General features: G+C 71.7%; 8 protein-coding genes and 1 pseudogene. 2 read left to right on the forward strand and 7 right to left on the reverse strand.

Translation table 11 applies throughout. The annotated features are described in order from the left end of the window. Window positions 1-68: 68 nt before the first annotated feature. The gene (locus J2X68_RS29150; protein ID WP_310435573.1) at window positions 69-1577 is read left to right on the forward strand and encodes an MFS transporter; all 1509 of its coding nucleotides are present in this window, start codon (window positions 69-71) and stop codon (window positions 1575-1577) included. A 7-nt stretch (window positions 1578-1584) separates the two neighbouring features. On the opposite strand, the pseudogene J2X68_RS29155 reads toward J2X68_RS29150, so the two are convergent. The 7 genes and pseudogenes from J2X68_RS29155 to J2X68_RS29185 form a co-directional block, all read right to left on the reverse strand. After that, window positions 1585-2083: pseudogene (locus tag J2X68_RS29155) on the reverse strand (nucleotidyltransferase domain-containing protein). Window positions 2084-2184: 101 nt separating this feature from the next. Continuing rightward, window positions 2185-3801, reverse strand: a complete 1617-nt coding sequence (locus J2X68_RS29160) for a glycoside hydrolase family 13 protein (RefSeq protein ID WP_310435574.1) — start codon at window positions 3799-3801, stop codon at window positions 2185-2187. Window positions 3802-3973: 172 nt separating this feature from the next. Then, entirely contained in the window at window positions 3974-4849 is an 876-nt protein-coding gene (locus J2X68_RS29165; RefSeq protein ID WP_310435575.1) for a carbohydrate ABC transporter permease, read from the reverse strand. Between the two features lie 19 nt (window positions 4850-4868). Then, window positions 4869-5840: a sugar ABC transporter permease gene (locus J2X68_RS29170; protein WP_310435576.1), complete on the reverse strand. Its 972-nt coding sequence runs from the start codon at window positions 5838-5840 to the stop codon at window positions 4869-4871. 193 nt (window positions 5841-6033) lie between these two features. Beyond that, window positions 6034-7449 carry an extracellular solute-binding protein gene (locus J2X68_RS29175; protein WP_310435577.1) on the reverse strand — a complete coding sequence of 472 codons (1416 nt, stop codon included), beginning with the start codon at window positions 7447-7449 and terminating at the stop codon, window positions 6034-6036. Window positions 7450-7806: 357 nt separating this feature from the next. Further along, a complete protein-coding gene (locus J2X68_RS29180; protein WP_310435578.1) occupies window positions 7807-8817 on the reverse strand; it encodes a LacI family DNA-binding transcriptional regulator in 1011 nt (336 codons plus the stop codon). Window positions 8818-8916: 99 nt separating this feature from the next. Beyond that, window positions 8917-13200, reverse strand: a complete 4284-nt coding sequence (locus J2X68_RS29185) for a discoidin domain-containing protein (RefSeq protein ID WP_310435579.1) — start codon at window positions 13198-13200, stop codon at window positions 8917-8919. Window positions 13201-13703: 503 nt separating this feature from the next. Between J2X68_RS29185 and J2X68_RS29190 the strand changes: the two genes are divergently transcribed. Continuing rightward, on the forward strand, window positions 13704-17132 hold the full coding sequence (locus J2X68_RS29190; RefSeq protein WP_310435580.1) for a CARDB domain-containing protein: 3429 nt from the start codon (window positions 13704-13706) through the stop codon (window positions 17130-17132). Window positions 17133-17301: the final 169 nt, after the last annotated feature.

Here is a 17301-nt window from a genome sequence, read left to right on the forward strand (position 1 = left end):
GGCACGACGGGCCGGCCTCCACCGCGTGACCAGGTGGTTCCGGACGCGGCCCCGCAAGAGGAGGCTCTGTGACGGCGTCGGCGAAGAACGGCAGCGCGTCCGCTCGGGAGAGCGGTACCGAGCAGGACCCGAACCGGTGGCGGGCCCTCTGGGTCACCCTGGTGGCCGGATTCATGAGCCTGCTGGACGTGACGATCGTGGCGGTCGCCCTGCCCACCGTGCAACGCGAGCTGCACGCCTCCGCCGCCCAGGTGCAGTGGGTGGTCTCCGGGTACGCCCTCACCTTCGCCCTCGCCCTGGTCACGGCGGGCCGTCTCGGTGACGCCCTCGACCGACGCCGCATCTTCCTGCTGGCCCTCAGCGGATTCGTCCTCTTCAGCGCGGCCTGCGGCGCCGCCCCCGACATCACCTGGCTGGTGGTCGCCCGCCTCGCCCAGGGGCTGGCGGCGGGGTTCATGGCTCCGCAGAACTCCGCGCTCATCCAGCAGATGTTCCGCGGCGCCGAACGTGGACGGGCCTTCGGAATCTTCGGCGCCACCGTCGGCATCTCCTCCGCCGTCGGCCCGCTCACCGGCGGCGCCATCCTCGCGCTCGCCTCCGGCTCCGAGGGCTGGCGCTGGATCTTCTACGTCAACGTGCCCATCGGCATCCTGGCCGTCCTGCTCGGCCGGCGGCTGCTGCCCCGCACCCGCTCGTCCGGCCGGGGGCACGTGGACGTGCCCGGCGTCCTGCTCCTCGGCTCAGGCGTCCTCGCGCTCATGTATCCGCTGGTCCAGGCGGACTCCGGCGGGCTGAGCCGCCTGTGGCGGCTGTTCCTCCTCGGCGCCGCGCTGCTCGGCGTCTTCGTCTGGTGGCAGCGCCGCCTGGTCGCCCGGGACGCCCAGCCGCTGCTCGACCCCCGCCTGTTCAGCACGGTGCGCGGCTACGCCGTCGGCGCCGGGGTCGGCACCCTGTACTTCATCGGCTTCAGCGGGGTCTGGCTGGTCTTCGCCCTCTTCTACCAGGGCGGGCTCGGCTTCTCGCCGCTGCGGTCCGGCCTCGCCGTGACCCCCTTCGCGATCGGATCGGCGAGCGCGGCCGTCGTCGCCGGCCGACTGGTGGACCGGTTCGGCCGGCTGCTCACCGTGTGCGGCCTCACGGGCGTGATCACCGGCCTGGGCGGCGCCGCGCTGCTGCTCCGCTTCGCCCCCCTCGGCATCGCCCCCTGGGCAGCGGCCCCGCTGCTCTTCCTCGGCGGCATCGGCGGCGGTTTCGTGGTCTCGCCGAACATCACCATGACCCTGCGGGACGTGCCGGTGCGGATGGCGGGCGCGGCGGGCGGCGCGCTCCAGACCGGGCAACGCCTCGGCGCCGCGGTCGGCACCGCGGCCCTGCCCGGCCTGTACTACCTGGCGCTGGGCGGCGGCGACGACTACCGCGGCGCCCTCGGCGTCGCCCTGATCGCGGCCCTGGCGGGGATGGGGGCCGCGCTGGCCCTCGCGACCGTGGACTGGCGGCGCGACCGGCGGACACGGCGGCCCGGGGAGCGGTGTCCCGACGAGGTCGCCCATGATCCCCTGCACTCCCGCCACTCCTGATCCCGCCTCACGGGCCGAAGGGGGTGGCGATGCCGAACGGCTCGCGCGGGAGCCCATGTCGTGCAGGTCGCGGCCGGTCGGCTCGTAGCCCGGGTGGAAGGGAGACCCGCTGGGCGGCGGAGGGGCACGGGACCGCGCTCGCGCCGATGACGCCGGTCACCAAGCAGGCGGCCGGGCAGGGAGCGGCGCCCGGGGTCGAACGAGGCCTGGGCGGCGGAGCCGTCGGCGGCGAACACCAGCGGGTGGAGGTCGATCTCCCGTCCGGTGGCGTCCGTGACGACGAACCGCACGGGCCGCTGGTCCAGGGTCTCGGTGAATCCCGCAGCGGCCGGGGCGGCCACCACGCCGGGCTCCTGGTCCAGGCGGTGCATCAGGTCCAGGTCCCGGTGGTCGCGGGTCTGCACCCCGGCCAGGGCGTCGATGCCCCGGCCGCCCCCGGCCCGGACCTCGGCGCCCGCGCGCCGCAGCGACGTCGGCACGGACAGCACGTCCGCGGCCGTCATCATCGCGGCGGCCTCGCCGCCGGCCGGGCGCGACGGCGGGCCGCTCCCCCGCGTCGCCGGACCGGGGCGGGAGGGCCCCGGTCCGGCGACGGTGCCCGGGTCGCTCACGCGCGCAGCCAGACCGCGGTGTCGCCCGGCAGCCGGCCCGCGTCGTCCAGCGGGCCGCTGGCGAGCAGGACGTGCTCATGCTCGGGGAGGGCGGCCGGGGCGGCGGCCAGGTTCACCACGCAGACCAGACCCGGCGCCCGACGGAAGGCGAGCACCCCGGCGGGGGCGGGGAGCCACTCCAGCGGGCCGTCGCCGAAGCCCGCCTCGGCGCGGCGCAGCCGCAGCGCGGTGCGGTAGAGGACCAGCATCGAGCCGGGGTCGGCGGCCTGGAGGTCGGCCGCGTACGCGGACCAGCCCGCGGGCTGGGGCAGCCAGGGCTCGGTGCGCGAGCCGAAGCCCGCGTAGGGGGCGTCGGCGGTCCACGGCAGCGGCACCCGGCAGCCGTCACGGCCGGGGTCGGCGCCGCCGGAGCGGAAGTGCATCGGGTCCTGGATGCGTTCCCGTGGGATGTCCGCCTCGGGCAGGCCGAGTTCCTCGCCCTGGTAGAGGTAGACGGAGCCGGGCAGCGCGAGGGTGAGGAGGGCGGCGGCGCGCGCCCGGCGGGTGCCGAGCGTCAGGTCGGTCGGGGTGTCGTACGCCTTGGTCGCGAAGTCGAATCCGGTGTCCGCGCGGCCGTAGCGGGTGACCGTGCGCGTCACGTCGTGGTTGCACAGCACCCAGGTGGCGGGCGCGCCGACCGGGGCGTGCTCGGCCAGGGTGTCGTCGATGGCCGCACGCAGCCGGTCCGCGTCCCAGGGGCAGGCCAGGAAGTTGAAGTTGAAGGCGGTGTGCAGTTCGTCGGGGCGCAGATAGCGGGCGAAGCGTTCGGCGTCCGGCAGCCAGACCTCTCCGACGAAGACGCCGTCGTAGGCGTCGGCGACACGCCGCCAGGAGCGGTAGACCTCGTGCAGTTCGTCGCGGTCGATGTAGGGGTGGGGGTCGCGGCCCTCGACGAAGTCCGGCAGGTCGGGGTCCTTGGCGGGCAGGGCGGCCGAGTCGATGCGGACGCCGGCCACGCCCCGTTCGAACCAGAAGCGCAGGACGTCCTCGTGCTCCTCGCGGACCGCCGGGTGGGCCCAGTTGAGGTCGGGCTGCTGGGGGGTGAACAGGTGCAGGTACCACTCGCCGTCCTCGACCCGGGTCCAGGTCCGGCCGGCGAACTGCGACGGCCAGTCGTTGGGCGGCAGTTCACCGTGTTCGCCGCGTCCGGGACGGAAGTGGAACAGCTTGCGCTCGGGGCTGCCGGGTCCGGCGGCGAGCGCGGCCCGGAACCACGGGTGCTGGTCCGACACGTGGTTGGGGACGATGTCGACGATGGTGCGGATGCCGAGCGCGCGGGCCTCCCGGATCAGCTTCTCGGCCTCGTCCAGGGTGCCGAAGGCGGGGTCGATGGTGCGGTAGTCGGCGACGTCGTAGCCGCCGTCGGCGAGCGGGGAGAGGTACCAGGGGGTGAACCAGATGGCGTCGACGCCGAGTTCGGCGAGGTAGGGCAGTCTCGCCCGTACGCCCGCCAGGTCCCCGGTGCCGTCGCCGTCGCCGTCGGCGAAACTGCGGGGATACACCTGGTAGATGGCAGCGCCACGCCACCAGTCGTCCGAGGGGGCGGGGGTCCTGTCGGGGTGCGGGGCTGCCACGTGACGGTCCTTTCGGGGCAGGGGTGGTTCTCCGCCGCCGCCCCGCACGGCGGGGCGTCGGACACGGGGCGGCGGCGGAGGATCGGAAGGGGCGCCGACGGGCCGGGCGGGCGCGGCACCCTCGGCCGGCGGTCGGGGTCGGGGAACGCCGGTGCCGGCAAAGCGGTCGGGTTCAGCCCTTGAGGCCGCCCGCGGTCAGTCCGCTCATGATGTTGCGCTGGAAGACCAGGAACAGCAGCAAGGTCGGCAGGGACGCGATGGTGAGGGCGGCGATCAGCACGTTCTCGGGCACGCTGGTGGCGAGCGAGTAGATGCCGACGGCGAGGGTCTGGCCGGTGGGGTCGGGCAGCACCAGCATCGGCCAGAGGAAGTCCTTCCAGACACCGACGACCGCGAAGATCGACACCACGCCGAGGATGGGCCGGGAGATCGGCAGGACGACCGACCACAGGACGCGCAGCGGACCCGCGCCGTCCATGGAGGCCGCGTCCAGGAGCTCCTTGGGAATGGAGTCGAAGAACCGCTTCAGCAGGAAGATGTTGAAGGCGTTGGTCACCGAGGGCAGCCAGATCGCCCAGGGCGAGTTGAGCAGGTTGCGCTCGACGATCGGCATGTCCAGCACGGTGAGGTACTGCGGTACGACGAGGACGGTCGCCGGGATCATCAGGGTGACGAGCATCATCCCGAGGATCGCCCTGCCGAGCACGGGCCGCAGTTTGGACAGGGAGTAGGCGGCGGCGACGTCCAGCACCAGCTGGAAGGCGAGCGCGCCGAACGCGTAGTACAGGGTGTTCAGGAGCAGGCGGGCGAGGTCCATGACCTCCCAGGCCCGCTGGTAGTTCTCCGGGTGGACGGAGCCGGGCACCCAGGTCGGGGGTGTCTGGACGGCTTCCTGGGTGGTCTTGAGCCCGCCGGACACCATCCAGTAGAGCGGGCCGAGGAAGGCCAGCGTGAACAGGACGACGACGAGCGCGAAGCACAGCCAGTAGAGCAGCCTGCCGCGCGGGCGGGCGAGCGCGGCGGGCGAGATGAGCGTGCGTGTGGACATGTCCGTGTCTCCCCCGGTCCTACTCTTCCGTGGCGCGGTTGAGCCTGATGTACACGGCCGAGAAGACGGCCAGCGTGACCAGCAGGATCAGACCGAGCGCCGCCGCGGCGCCGTAGTTGTTGAAGTTGAAGGCGTACTGGTAGATCAGGTAGACGACGGTCGTGGTGGACCCCTCGGGTCCGGCGCCGCCGGTCAGCAGGAAGGGCTCGATGAAGACCTGCATCGTGGCGATGATCTGCATGAGCAGCATCAGCGCCAGGATCAGCCGGGTCTGCGGGATCGTCACGTGCCACACCTTGCGCAGCATGCCGGCCCCGTCGAGTTCGGCGGCCTCGTACAGTTCGCCGGGGACGCTCTGGAGCGCGGCCAGGTAGATAAGGGTCGCGCCGCCCATGTTCATCCAGGTGGAGGCGACGACGACGGAGAGCATCGCCGTGTCGGGGTCCTGGAGCCACTGCTGGGCGGGCACGCCGAAGACGTCCAGCACCTCGTTGAACATGCCGTACCCGGGGTCGTACAGGTACTTGAAGAGCAGGACCGAAGCGGTGGGCGGCAGCATGACGGGCAGGTAGACCAGGAGCCGCAGATAGCCCTGACCGTGCCGGAACTCGTTGATGACGAGGGCCGTGACGAAGGGGACGGCGAAGCCCAGGACGAGGGCCAGGGCCGTGAACCAGACGGTGTTGCGCCAGGCCTGGCCGAAGGCGGGGTCGTTCCAGATGGTGACGAAGTTGTCCCAGCCGGTCCAGCTGACCTCGCCGTCCTCGGTCTTCTGGAAGGCCAGCAGGAACTCGCGGACGATCGGGTACCAGGAGAAGAAGGCGAAGCAGAGCACGGCCCCGATGAGGAATCCGTGGGCGGTGGCGTTGCGGCGCAGGGCCTTGCCGAGGCCTCCGGCCGGGGGCCGGACGGCGCCGGCGCGCGGGCGGCGGGGACGGCGGGGACGGCGTTCCTTGGCCGCCGGGTCCTGGGTGAGGGTGGGGGCCGACATGGGTGCTCCTCGGTCGGACTGCGGTGTCGCCGGACGCGACGGTCCGGATGCGTGACGGGGGCGGACAGGCGCCGGGCCCGCCGGGAGGAGGCGGGCGGGGACCCTCCTCCGGCGGGATCCGCAGGATCCGGAAGGGGGCCCGTGGGGCGCGCTCGCGAGCCGGGCGGTGGGAGACCGCCCGGCGCCGCGGGGGTCACTGGTGGGCGAGGACCTGGTTCACCTGGGTCTCCGCCGTCGACAGGAGCTTGTCGAGGTCGGCGTCCTTGTTGGTGAGGATGCCGGACATCACGTTGTCGAGGACCTTGTAGATCTCCTGCGCCTTCGGCGGCTCGGCCTTGCCCGGGACCGGGTGGTCCATGAAGGCCTTGAAGTTCTGCACCGGCATGGTGGCGAACTGCTGACGGGCGGCGTCGTCCTTGGCCTTGCTGTCGTTCAGCCACAGGTTGGGCTGCGGGAGTCCGACGGGGAGGCTGTCGGCCTTGGTGCGCTCCCAGTCGTACTGGCCCTTGCCGACGGTCGTGAACTTGAAGTTGAGCCAGGCGATGGCGGCCTTGACCTTGTCGGACGAGATGCCCTTCTTGATCATGTAGTTGTTGCCGCCCGCGAGGGTGTTCTTGCCGCCGGGGATCGGGCCCATGCCGAAGTTCTCGTACTGGGCGCCGAGTTGCTGGACCATGTAGGTCACGTCGTCGGGCGCGGCGAGGAACATGCCGAGCTTGTCGGTGGCGATCTGCTTCTGCAGGTCGCCCCACTTCAGCAGCTGGGTCTTGCCCATGGCGTCGTCCTCCCAGCGCATCGCGTGGAGGTTCCGGGCGACCTGCTTGCCGATCGCGTCGTTGAACGCGGCCTTCGTGCCGGAGGCGTCGACGACGTCACCGCCGAGGCTGTACATCTGCGCGGTGAAGTGCCAGCCCCCGGTGTTGCCGGCGCTGTACTCGCCGAAGCCCGCCACGCCGCCGCCCAGTCCGGCGATCTTCTTGGCCGCCGTCCGGACGTCCTCCCAGGTGGCGGGTGGGGTGTCGGGGTCGAGGCCGGCCTGCTCGAAGAGCGAGCGGTTGATGAGCAGGCCCATCCGGTAGTTGCTGGTGGGCAGGCCGTAGAGCTTGCCGTCCTTCTTGAGCGAGCCGAGGACGTCCGGGTCGATGTCCTTCAGCAGCGGCACGGTCCGCTCGTTGACGTAGGCGCTGATGTCCTGGGCGCCGTCGTTGTCGAGGACCTGGTCGAGGTCGGTGAAGTAGGTGTAGAACACGTCGGGTTGGGACTTCGCCTTGAGCATCGCGGTGAAGCGCGGCGGCTCCAGGCACTGGCCCGGGGTGGAGCGGCCCTGCACGGTGACGTTGGGGTACGTCTTGTTGAACTCCCTGACGTCCTCGTTCCACTCCTTGAGCTCGGCCTTCTTGGCCGCCGGCGGCATGCAGTCGATGGTGATGGTCACCTTGGTCCTGGGGTCCAGCGGCGCGGCGGGGTTGGCGTTCGCACTGTTCCCGTCGCCGCTGTCGCCGTCGTCGCTGCTGCTCGTGCCGCAGGCGGCGAGCGCCGTCAGTGTGAGAGCGGAGACGAGGGTGACCGCGCCGGCGCGGCGGGTGCGGCGGAACCGAGCTCTTCTCATGGGTGGTCCCCTTCGGGCATGAACGTGGAAGGCGCCCCCTCAGCCGTACGAGGTGGGGCGCCGCACACTCAATCACCGCCGCCAAGACTGCGCAATATCTCGCGCTGATTTCGTAATTGCTTGACAGAGCAACGCAGATGGGTCGGTCGACGCTCGGTGATTCCCTGCAAGTGAGTGTCGACTACGGAACATCCTGTACCGCTTCCTGGACCGACGCCCCGGACCGGCCATGACATGACGCGGCCGGCCCACGAGGCTTGCGTGGGCCGGCCGATGACGCGACGGACAGGGTGCGCGCGGGACGCTGGGCGTCGGGGACGGTGGGCGCGAGGAACGCTCCGAACGGGACGGACTCCGTCAGCCGCGCGGCGCCTGGGCCGTGGAGCCGCGCACGACCAGCTCGGGCTCGAACAGCAGCTCACCGGGCGGCACTTCGCCGCCCTGGATCTGGGTGCACAGCAGTTCCACGGCGGCGCGCCCCATGGCCTCGATGGGCTGGCGCACGGTGGACAGCGGGGGCTCGGTGCAGTTCATGAAGGCGGAGTCGTCGAAGCCGACGACGGACACCTGCTCGGGGACGGCGAGGCCGCGGCGCCGGGCGGCCCTGATGGCCCCGAGGGCCAGGGGGTCGCTCGCGCAGATGATGCCGGTGACCCCGCGGTCCAGCAGGCGCGAGGCGGCCGCCTGACCGCCCTCCAGGGAGAACATCGAGCGCTCCACCCGGTCCTCGGCGAGCGCCGGGCCCGTCGCCTCGGCCGCCGCCCGGGCGGCGGCGAGCTTGCGCCGGGAGGGGATGTGGTCGCGGGGCCCGAGGACGACGCCGATGCGCTCGTGGCCCAGCAGGGAGAGGTGGCGCCAGGCCTGCTCCACCGCGACGGCGTCGTCGCAGGAGACGCAGGGGAAGTCCAGCTCCTCTATGGGCGCGTTGATCAGGACCACCGGGATGCGCCGTTCGGCGAGCTGCCGGTAGTGGTCGTGCGGGGCGTCGGCCTGCGCGAACAGCCCTCCGGCGAAGACCACGCCGGAGACGTGCTGCTGGAGGAGGAGATCGACGTAGTCCGCCTCGGAGACGCCGCCCTTGGTCTGGGTGCACAGCACGGGGGTCAGCCCCTGCTGGGCCAGCGCGCCGCCGATGACCTCGGCGAACAGCGGGAAAATCGGGTTCTGCAGCTCCGGCAGGACGAGCCCGACCAGGCGGGCGCGTTCGCCGCGCAGCTGGGTGGGGCGCTCGTACCCGAGCACGTCCAGCGCGGTCAGCACCGACTGGCGGGTGGTCTCGGAGACCCCCGGCTTGCCGTTGAGCACCCGGCTGACCGTGGCTTCGCTGACCCCTACTTTCTTGGCAACCTGAGCAAGTCGTCGCGTCATGGGCGCAAGGCTAGCGCAAGCCGCGCAAGCGGCTTGCGCCAACCAAGGCCATCATGTTCATTTTCCGTCAGGATCGGTGGACCTCTTGCGGACCGGCGATCAGGGATTGATGTTGATCTTGAAGGTGGAGGTGGTGTTCCGGATGTCCACCGCGTTGCCGTTCAGCCGCAGCCCGTTGAACGTGACCTCGCCGACCGCCGGTCCCTGGCCCGCCTCGGGCAGTTCGTTCGCCCACAGGCCGAAGCCGGACTTGGCGTCGTAGGCGTCACCGCTCTTGCGGGCTCCGGTGATCGAGATGTCGGTGAGGACGGTGTCCTTGATCGGGTTCACCGGCTGCCCGCCGACGTACTGCGTCTGGAACATGATTCCGGAGTAGGTCGGGTCGACGATGTCGACGTCGTTGACGCGGATCCCCTGGAACACCTTGGACGCGGAGAAGAGCCAGATGCCGGGGAAGGTCTGCGCGCCCCAGAAGTGGCCGCCGGAGCGGACCACGGAGACGTTCTCCACCGTCGTCGGGTCGGTGCCGAAGCCGTTCATCGGATAGCCGAAGTCCAGCGAGCTGATGGTGATGCCGGAGTAGACCAGGGTGTCGGCGATGTGGATGTTGCGGAAGGTGTTGCTGTAGCCGCCGTACACGGCGATGCCCGCGGCCCGCCAGGTCAGCAGCGAGGTCAGGTTCTCGTAGAGGTTGTCCTTCATGTCGGCGCCGCCCGCGTCGATCGCCGAGAACAGCGCGAAGCTGTCGTCGCCCGACGAGCGCGACTCGTTGTTGACGACGCGGTTGTCCGTCGACCCGTTGGTCATGTTGATCCCGTCGGCGAACGTGTCGCGGATGCGCGCGTCGCTGATCGTCATCCGGTCGGTGTTGGCGCCCCAGTACAGGCAGACCATGTGCTCGGTCCAGGTGTCGTCGATGACGATGTCCGACACGTTGGCGAAGTCGAACACCTTGCCCGGCCCGTCGATGCGCGACGTGTAGTTGCCGAAGTAGGCGAAGCCGCGGAACACGGAGCCCTTGGCGCTCGCCTCGGCACGGAAGCCGACGTCGGTGTTCTCCTGGCCTGCCGGGGCCTGGAAGCGGGTGTACCAGGGCCCGGCGCCGACCACCCGCACGGCCTTGCCGTACACCTGGAACTTGGACGAGGTCCGGTAGTCGCCCGGCGGCAGGTAGACGCCGGTGAGTGCGCCGGTGGTGTCCATACGGACCCGGTCGAGAGCGTTCTGCACGTCCTGGTGGGTGAAACCGGCCGGCACGGCGTACGCCGCCGGGTCGGGGTTGGCGACGGGTGCGACCTGCTCCAGGCTGACGAAGTCGATCGCGTAGCGCGAGGTGTTGGCGGCGTCCTTCTGGAGCCGGATCTTCGCACCGGCCGGGACGGTCTCGCCCAGCATCAGGTGCGCCTCGTCGTAGATGTGGCGCGGGGCTCCCGCGGACGGCGCGTTGCCGGGCGAGGCCTCGGCGCCGTACAGCCAGGCGTACCGCGAGGTGAGCGGCAGTGCCTTGCGGAGGGTGCCGTCGACGTAGACGTCCAAGGTGGCGTCGATGCCGCCGCCGCCCGCGGCGTCGGGGACGGAGAAGCGGGTCACCAGGGTGTTGGTGGCCGCCCGGGTGGTGAACTCCACGTACGCGCCGGTGCTGTCGAGGGTGACGGCCTTGCGGCCCGACGCCTCGCCCGCGAGATCGCCGACGGTCCGGTTGGGACCGACGATGGCGGCGCCGCCGCCCGTGGCGGCGTCCTCGGCCTCGTACATGTCGTAGGGCATGTCGGCGCCGCGTCCGACGAACAGGGACTGTTCGGCGGTGTTGTTCGCCCGCTTCGCCGGGAGCTCGTTGCCGTCGGCAGCGACCGCGGCGCGCACGGTGTAGGTGCCGTCGGCGGCGGGCCAGGTGCCGAGGGTGACCGGCGCGGTGGTGGCGCCGACGGCGATCGCCCCGTCGTGGGAGCCGGTCAGGGTGCGGACGGTCGCCCCCTTGGAGTCGACCAGGGTCACGGTGAGGGCGTGCGCGCCGCCCGCCGAGGCGACGGTGCCCTGATTGCGCACGGCGACCCGGAAGGTGACCGTGTCCCCCGCGGCCGGGCCGGACGGGGACGTGGCGACCACCGGGACGAGGTCGGAGCTGCTGACCGGGCGCACGGTGAGCGCGGTGGGCGCCGTGTAGGTGTTGTTGGTCTCGTTCTGCTCGATCACCGTGCCGCCGTCGTCCGCGACGGCGCTGAGCTGGTAGGTCCCCGCTTCGCGGGCGCCGATCGAGGCACTGACGGTGGTCTGCCCGCCGGGGGCCAGGGCGCCCACCGCGGCGGTGGCGACCTCGGTGCCGTTCAACCGCAGCGCGAGACCGCTGGCGGGCGCGGCGGCCTCACCGCGGTTGCGGACGGTGGCGGACAGGGTGACGGTGTCCGACTCGACGGGCGAGGCGGGAGAGGCCGCAAGCGAGGTGACCTCCAGATCGGGGTTGGGCGCGGCGGTGCCGATCACCTGGAACTCGGCGACCTGGCCGGCCGGGGCGCCGGAGTTGGCGCTGAAGCGCAACTGGACGTCGGCGACGCGCGCGGTGACCGGGATGGTCACCGTGTTGCCGCTCGCCGGGCTGAAGGCGTACTCCTTCGCGGCGACGAGCGAGGTGTAGCCGCTCGCGGACTGCTCACGGCCGAGCACCTGGACGGTCTGGGTGCGCGGGCCCCAGGAGCTGTCCGGGTCGAGGCGCAGGACGAGCGAGGTGATGTCGGCGTTGGCGCCGAGCTTCACGGTCAGCGTGGCGGGGTGTCCGGAGCCCTCCCAGTAGGTGCCGGTGGAGTTGTCGTTGGCGTTCTCGGCCACGTAGCTGTGCACGGTCGAGGAGGCGGTGATGGGCTTGCCGACCGCGAGGTCGTAGCCGGGGCCGGAGGTGCCGGTGCGCGTGACGGTGTTGCTGTCGACGGAGACGTTCCCGGCGGCGTCCTTCGCCCGCACGACGTAGGACACCGTGGCGCTCGCGGGGCGGTTGTCGGTGTACGTGGTCACGTTGCCCGCGACCGTGGTGAGCAGGGAGTTGTTGGCGTACACCTCGTAGCCGGTGACGGCGGTGTCGTCGGTGGCCGCGTTCCAGGTCAGCCGGATCTGCCCGGCCGCGGGCTCGGTGAACGCCAGGTTCGCGGGAGCCGTGGGCGCCTGGGTGTCGCCGGTCGCGCCGCGCCGGGTGACGGTGTTGCTGTTGCCGGAGACGTTCCCGGCCGCGTCCTTGGCCCGCACGAAGTAGGACACCGTGGCGCTCGCGGGGCGGTTGTCGGTGTACGTGGTCGCCTGGCCGGCGAGCGAGGTGAGCAGTTCGTTGTCGGCGTAGACGTCGTAGCCCGTGACGGCCGTGTCGTCGGTGGCGGCGTTCCAGGTCAGCCGGATCTGCCCGGCGGCGGGCTCGGTGAACGCCAGGTTCGCGGGAGCGGTGGGCGCCTGGGTGTCGCCGGTCGCCGGGCCGTAGACCTCCAGCTCGGCCAACTGGGCTGCGGGCTGGCCGGTGTTGGCGGTGACGAGGACCCGGACGTAGCGGGTGGTGGCGGTGTCGAAGGTGATCGTCACCGTGTTCCCCTCGGCCGGGGCGAACTGATACGCCCTCGACGCCGTCAGGTCCGTGAAGTCGGTCCCGTCGGCGCTGCCCTGGATCTTCAGGGTCTGGGTGCGGGCGCCCCAGCCGTCGGGCAGCTCGAGCACGACCCGGTTGACACCGACGGAGGATCCGAGGTCGGCCCGGATCCACTGCGGGAGTTCGTTGTTGCGGCTCTCCCAGTAGCTGGCCTTGTTGCCGTCCGCGGCGTTGGACGGCACGTACGTCTCGGTGTGGCTGCTCGCGGTGAGGGTGCGTCCGCGCGCCAGGTTCGTGGAGGACTCGCCTGCCGCGTGGACCTCCAGCTCCGACAACTGGGCGGCCTGCCATCCGGTGTTGGCGGTGATCTCGACGCGTACGTAGCGGGCCTGACCGGCCGGGAAGGCCACCGTGACGGTATTGGCCGAGCCGGGGCCGAAGGTGTAGGCGGCGGACGTCTTGAGCGTACTGAAGCCGGTGCCGTCGGCGCTGCCCTGCACGGACAGCGTCTGGCTGCGGCTCTCCCAGGACGCGGGCAGCCTCAGGACGACCTCGTCGACGCGGACGGTGGAGCCGAGGTCGGCCTGCACCCATTGCGGCAGGTCGCCGCCCGCGCTCTGCCAGTAGGAGCCCTGGTCGCCGTCGGTGATGTTGCGGGCGGCGTACTCGGCGTGCGCGCTGCTGGCCGCGGTGGGGCGCCCGGCGGCGAGGTCGGGGCCGTCGGCCGCCGAGGCGGTGGTCAGCGACGACGCGCCCAGCATCAGCAGGCTGGTCGTGAGGAGGGCGGCCATGGCCCGCCATCCCCTGCGCTTCGGTCTCATCTCTCCCCGATCTCCCGTCCCGTCCGCCGTGGCGCGGAGGGACGCGGTTGATGGATGGGTGGCACGACGGTGCGCCGGACACGCCTCTATGTGCGGGAGAGGGCACCACTTTTGCGTGAATCGCTCAGAGAGTTGCAGACCGACAGGGCTTCGTCCACCGTCCCAGCGGCGACGGATCCGACCCGCCCATCCCGCGGCCGACCTGCACAGGGGCCTGGATCAGCGACTTTCGTGCGGGCTTTCACGATGACGCAACCGGATCCGCAAGCAGCGCAAGCCGCTTGCGAACCAACTCCCGCTCCTGCCGGGACCGTTGACAAAGCGGAGACACGCTAGAAACCTGTGGGCGTACTTTCCGCAAAGAATCGACTGTTCGACTCAATTTACGTGCACGGCCGGTGCCCCCCCTCGTCCCGCACTTCCTGTGCCTCCCGCATCGCCCCGCACCTCCAGGGCCGCCGACCGTGCCCTCCCCCGTGTTCACCGAAGGGACAGAGGACCTCATGAGTTGGAGACCACCGGGCCGTCGGCCCGTGACCGGCGCGGTCGTCGCCGGGCTCCTGTCGACCGGCCTGCTGCCGCTGGCCTTCGCCTCCCCCGCCCAGGCGGCTCCCGCCGCGGCCGACGTCAACCTCGCCCTCGGCCGCCCCGCCACGGCGGGCGGCGCGCACGCCGAATACCCCGCCCGCAACCTCACCGACGGGATGCAGGCCTCGTACTGGGAGGGCCCCGCGGGCTCCTTCCCGCAGTGGGCGCAGGTCGACCTCGGAGCCGCCCGGGAGGTGGACCGGGTGGTGCTCAAGCTCCCGACCGGCTGGGGCAGCCGCAACGAGACGCTGTCACTGCAGGGCAGCAGCGACGGTTCCGCCTTCAGCACCCTCGCCGCCTCCGCGGTCCGGGTGTTCGACCCGGCCCAGGCCAACACCGTGTCCGTCGCCCTCGCGTCCCCCGCGGACGTGCGGTACGTCCGCGTCGACGTCTCCGGCAACACCGGCTGGAACGCGGCGCAGCTCTCCGAACTCGAGGTGTACGGCGAGGACGGCGGCACGGATCCGGGCGACCCGCCGCCGGCCGGCACCAACCTGGCCCGCAACAAGCCGGTCGAGGCCACCTCCTCCACACAGGCCTATGTGGCCGCCAACGCCACCGACGACTCGGTCTCCACCTACTGGGAGGCGGCCGGCCATCCCTCGGACCTCACCGTGAAGCTCGGCGCCGACGCCGACGTCACCGGCGTGGTGCTCAAGCTCAACCCCGACCCGGTGTGGGCCGCCCGCACCCAGACCGTCCAGGTCCTCGGCCGGCAGCAGTCCGCGAGCGGCTTCACCTCGCTGGCCGCCGCGAAGTCGTACTCCTTCAGCCCGGCGAGCGGCAACACAGTGACCGTCCCGGTCAGCGGCCGCTGGTCCGACGTACGGCTGCACTTCACCGCCAACTCCGGCGCGCCGGGCGGGCAGATCGCCGAGTTCCAGGTCGTGGGCGCCGCCGCGCCCGCCCCCGACCTGACGCTCACCACGCTGGACTGGACGCCGGCCACGCCCAGCGAGCGGGACGCGGTCACCGTCAAGGCCACCGTGCGCAACGCGGGCACCGCCCGCTCCGCGGCCACCACCGTCGACGTCAGTGTGGAGGGCGCGGTCGCGGGCAGCGCCGCCGTCCCGGCACTGGACCCGGGCGCCTCGACGACCGTGGACGTCGCCACCGGCGCCCGAGCGGCGGGCAGTTACGGCGTGTCGGCCGTCGTCGACCCCCGGAACACCGTCCCGGAGCTGGACGACAGCAACAACAGCCGCACGGCCGCGAACAGACTGGTCGTCACCCAGGCGCCCGGCCCCGACCTGGAGGTGCGCTCGATCACCACCAGCCCGGCCGACCCGGCCGTCGGCCAGGCCGTCTCCTTCACCGTCGCCGTGCACAACCGCGGGATCAGCGCCGCCCCGGCCGGCTCGGTGACCCGGCTCCAGGCCGGTTCGACCACCCTGAACGGCACCACCGGGCAGATCGCCGCCGACGCCACCGTGAGCGTCGCGGTCACCGGCACCTGGACGGCGACCGCGGGCGGGGTGACCCTCACCGCGACCGCGGACGCCACCGGGGTCGTCGCCGAGACGAACGAGGACAACAACGTCCTGACCAAGTCCCTGGTGGTCGGACGCGGCGCCGCCGTGCCCTACACCGAGTACGAGGCGGAGGACGGGCGGTACACCGGCACCCTGCTCACCGCCGACGCCCAGCGGACCTTCGGACACACGAACTTCGCCACCGAGTCCTCCGGCCGCAAGTCGGTCCGGCTCACCTCGACCGGCCAGTACGTGGAGTTCACCTCCGTCAACGCGGCCAACTCCCTGGTGGTGCGCAACTCCGTCCCGGACTCCGCGTCCGGGGGCGGCGCCGACGCCACCGTCAGCCTGTACGCCGACGGCGCCTTCGTGCAGAAACTCTCCCTGTCGTCCAAACACAGCTGGCTGTACGGCACCACGGACGACCCCGAGGGCCTGACCAACCGGCCGGGCGGTGACGCGCGGCGGCTGTTCGACGAATCGCACGCGCTGCTGTCGAAGAGCTACCCGGCGGGCACCGTGTTCCGCCTCCAGCGCGACGCGGGCGACTCGGCCGCCTTCCAGGTGATCGACCTGGTCGATCTGGAGCAGGTGGCTCCCGCCGCGTCCAGGCCGGCCGAGTGCACCTCGATCACCGAGTACGGCGCCGTGCCCAACGACGGCCTGGACGACACCGACGCCCTCCAGCGGGCGGTCACCGCCGACCAGAACGGCCAGATCGCCTGCGTCTGGATCCCGGCCGGGCAGTGGCGTCAGGAGCAGAAGATCCTCACCGACGACCCCCTGAACCGGGGACAGTACAACCAGGTGGGCATCCGGGACGTCACCGTCCGCGGCGCGGGCATGTGGCACTCCCAGCTGTACACGCTCACCGCGCCGCAGGACGCGGGCGGCATCAACCACCCGCACGAGGGCAACTTCGGCTTCGACATCGACTCCCACACCCAGATCTCCGACCTCGCCATCTTCGGCTCGGGCACCATCCGCGGCGGCGACGGCAACGCCGAGGGCGGCGTGGGTCTCAACGGCCGCTTCGGCAAGGGCACGAAGATCACCAACGTCTGGATCGAACACGCCAACGTCGGTGTCTGGGCAGGCCGCGACTACTCCAACATCCCCGAACTGTGGGGCCCCGGCGACGGGCTGGAGTTCTCCGGGGTGCGCATCCGCGACACCTACGCCGACGGCATCAACTTCGCCAACGGCACCCGCAACTCCACCGTCTACAACTCCTCCTTCCGCAACACCGGCGACGACGCGCTCGCCGTGTGGGCCAGCAAGTACGTGAAGGACACCTCGGTGGACGTCGGTCACGACAACCACTTCCGCAACAACACGATCCAGCTGCCCTGGCGGGCCAACGGCATCGCGGTGTACGGCGGTCACGGCAACACCATCGAGAACAACGTGGTCTCCGACACCATGAACTACCCGGGCATCATGCTGGCCACCGACCACGACCCGCTGCCGTTCAGCGGCGAGACCCTGATCGCGGGCAACGCCCTGTACCGCACGGGCGGCGCGTTCTGGAACGAGGACCAGGAGTTCGGCGCGATCACCCTGTTCGCCCAGGGCCAGGACATCCCGGGCGTCACCGTCCGGGACACCGAGATCCACGACTCGACGTACGACGGCATCCAGTTCAAGACGGGTGGCGGCGCGATGCCGGGCGTGAAGATCACGAACGTGCGCATCGACAAGTCCGACAACGGCTCCGGCATCCTCGCGATGAGCGGGGCCCGCGGCAGCGCCACCCTGTCCGGCGTGACGATCACAGGCTCGGCCCAGGGTGACGTACTCGTCGAACCGGGCTCGCAGTTCACGATCACCGGCACCCCGAACGGGGCGGCGGGGCGGCGCGACGCCTACTGAGCACGACCGGTGGGCTCCCGGGAACGGGGGCCCACCGCCTTCGCTCTCCACCGCTCGACGGACACCACCGGGCGGACAACCGGGCGGCCATCATCGGGCGGACCTCCGGGCCCGGCTCGGCCCCCCTCGCGCACCTCGCGCCCGGACGCCGCCCGCGCGTGACCCGCGC

This window comes from Streptomyces sp. 3330 (genome assembly GCF_031456635.1).
Classification (GTDB): Bacteria; Actinomycetota; Actinomycetes; order Streptomycetales; family Streptomycetaceae; genus Streptomyces.

Coding starts and splice junctions, on each gene's coding strand:
- J2X68_RS29175 (WP_310435577.1), bottom strand. CDS start 7,449: ATGAGAAGAGCTCGGTTCCGCCGCACCCGCCGCGCCGGCGCGGTCACC.
- J2X68_RS29190 (WP_310435580.1), top strand. CDS start 13,704: ATGAGTTGGAGACCACCGGGCCGTCGGCCCGTGACCGGCGCGGTCGTC.
- J2X68_RS29185 (WP_310435579.1), bottom strand. CDS start 13,200: ATGAGACCGAAGCGCAGGGGATGGCGGGCCATGGCCGCCCTCCTCACG.
- J2X68_RS29180 (WP_310435578.1), bottom strand. CDS start 8,817: ATGACGCGACGACTTGCTCAGGTTGCCAAGAAAGTAGGGGTCAGCGAA.
- J2X68_RS29170 (WP_310435576.1), bottom strand. CDS start 5,840: ATGTCGGCCCCCACCCTCACCCAGGACCCGGCGGCCAAGGAACGCCGT.
- J2X68_RS29165 (WP_310435575.1), bottom strand. CDS start 4,849: ATGTCCACACGCACGCTCATCTCGCCCGCCGCGCTCGCCCGCCCGCGC.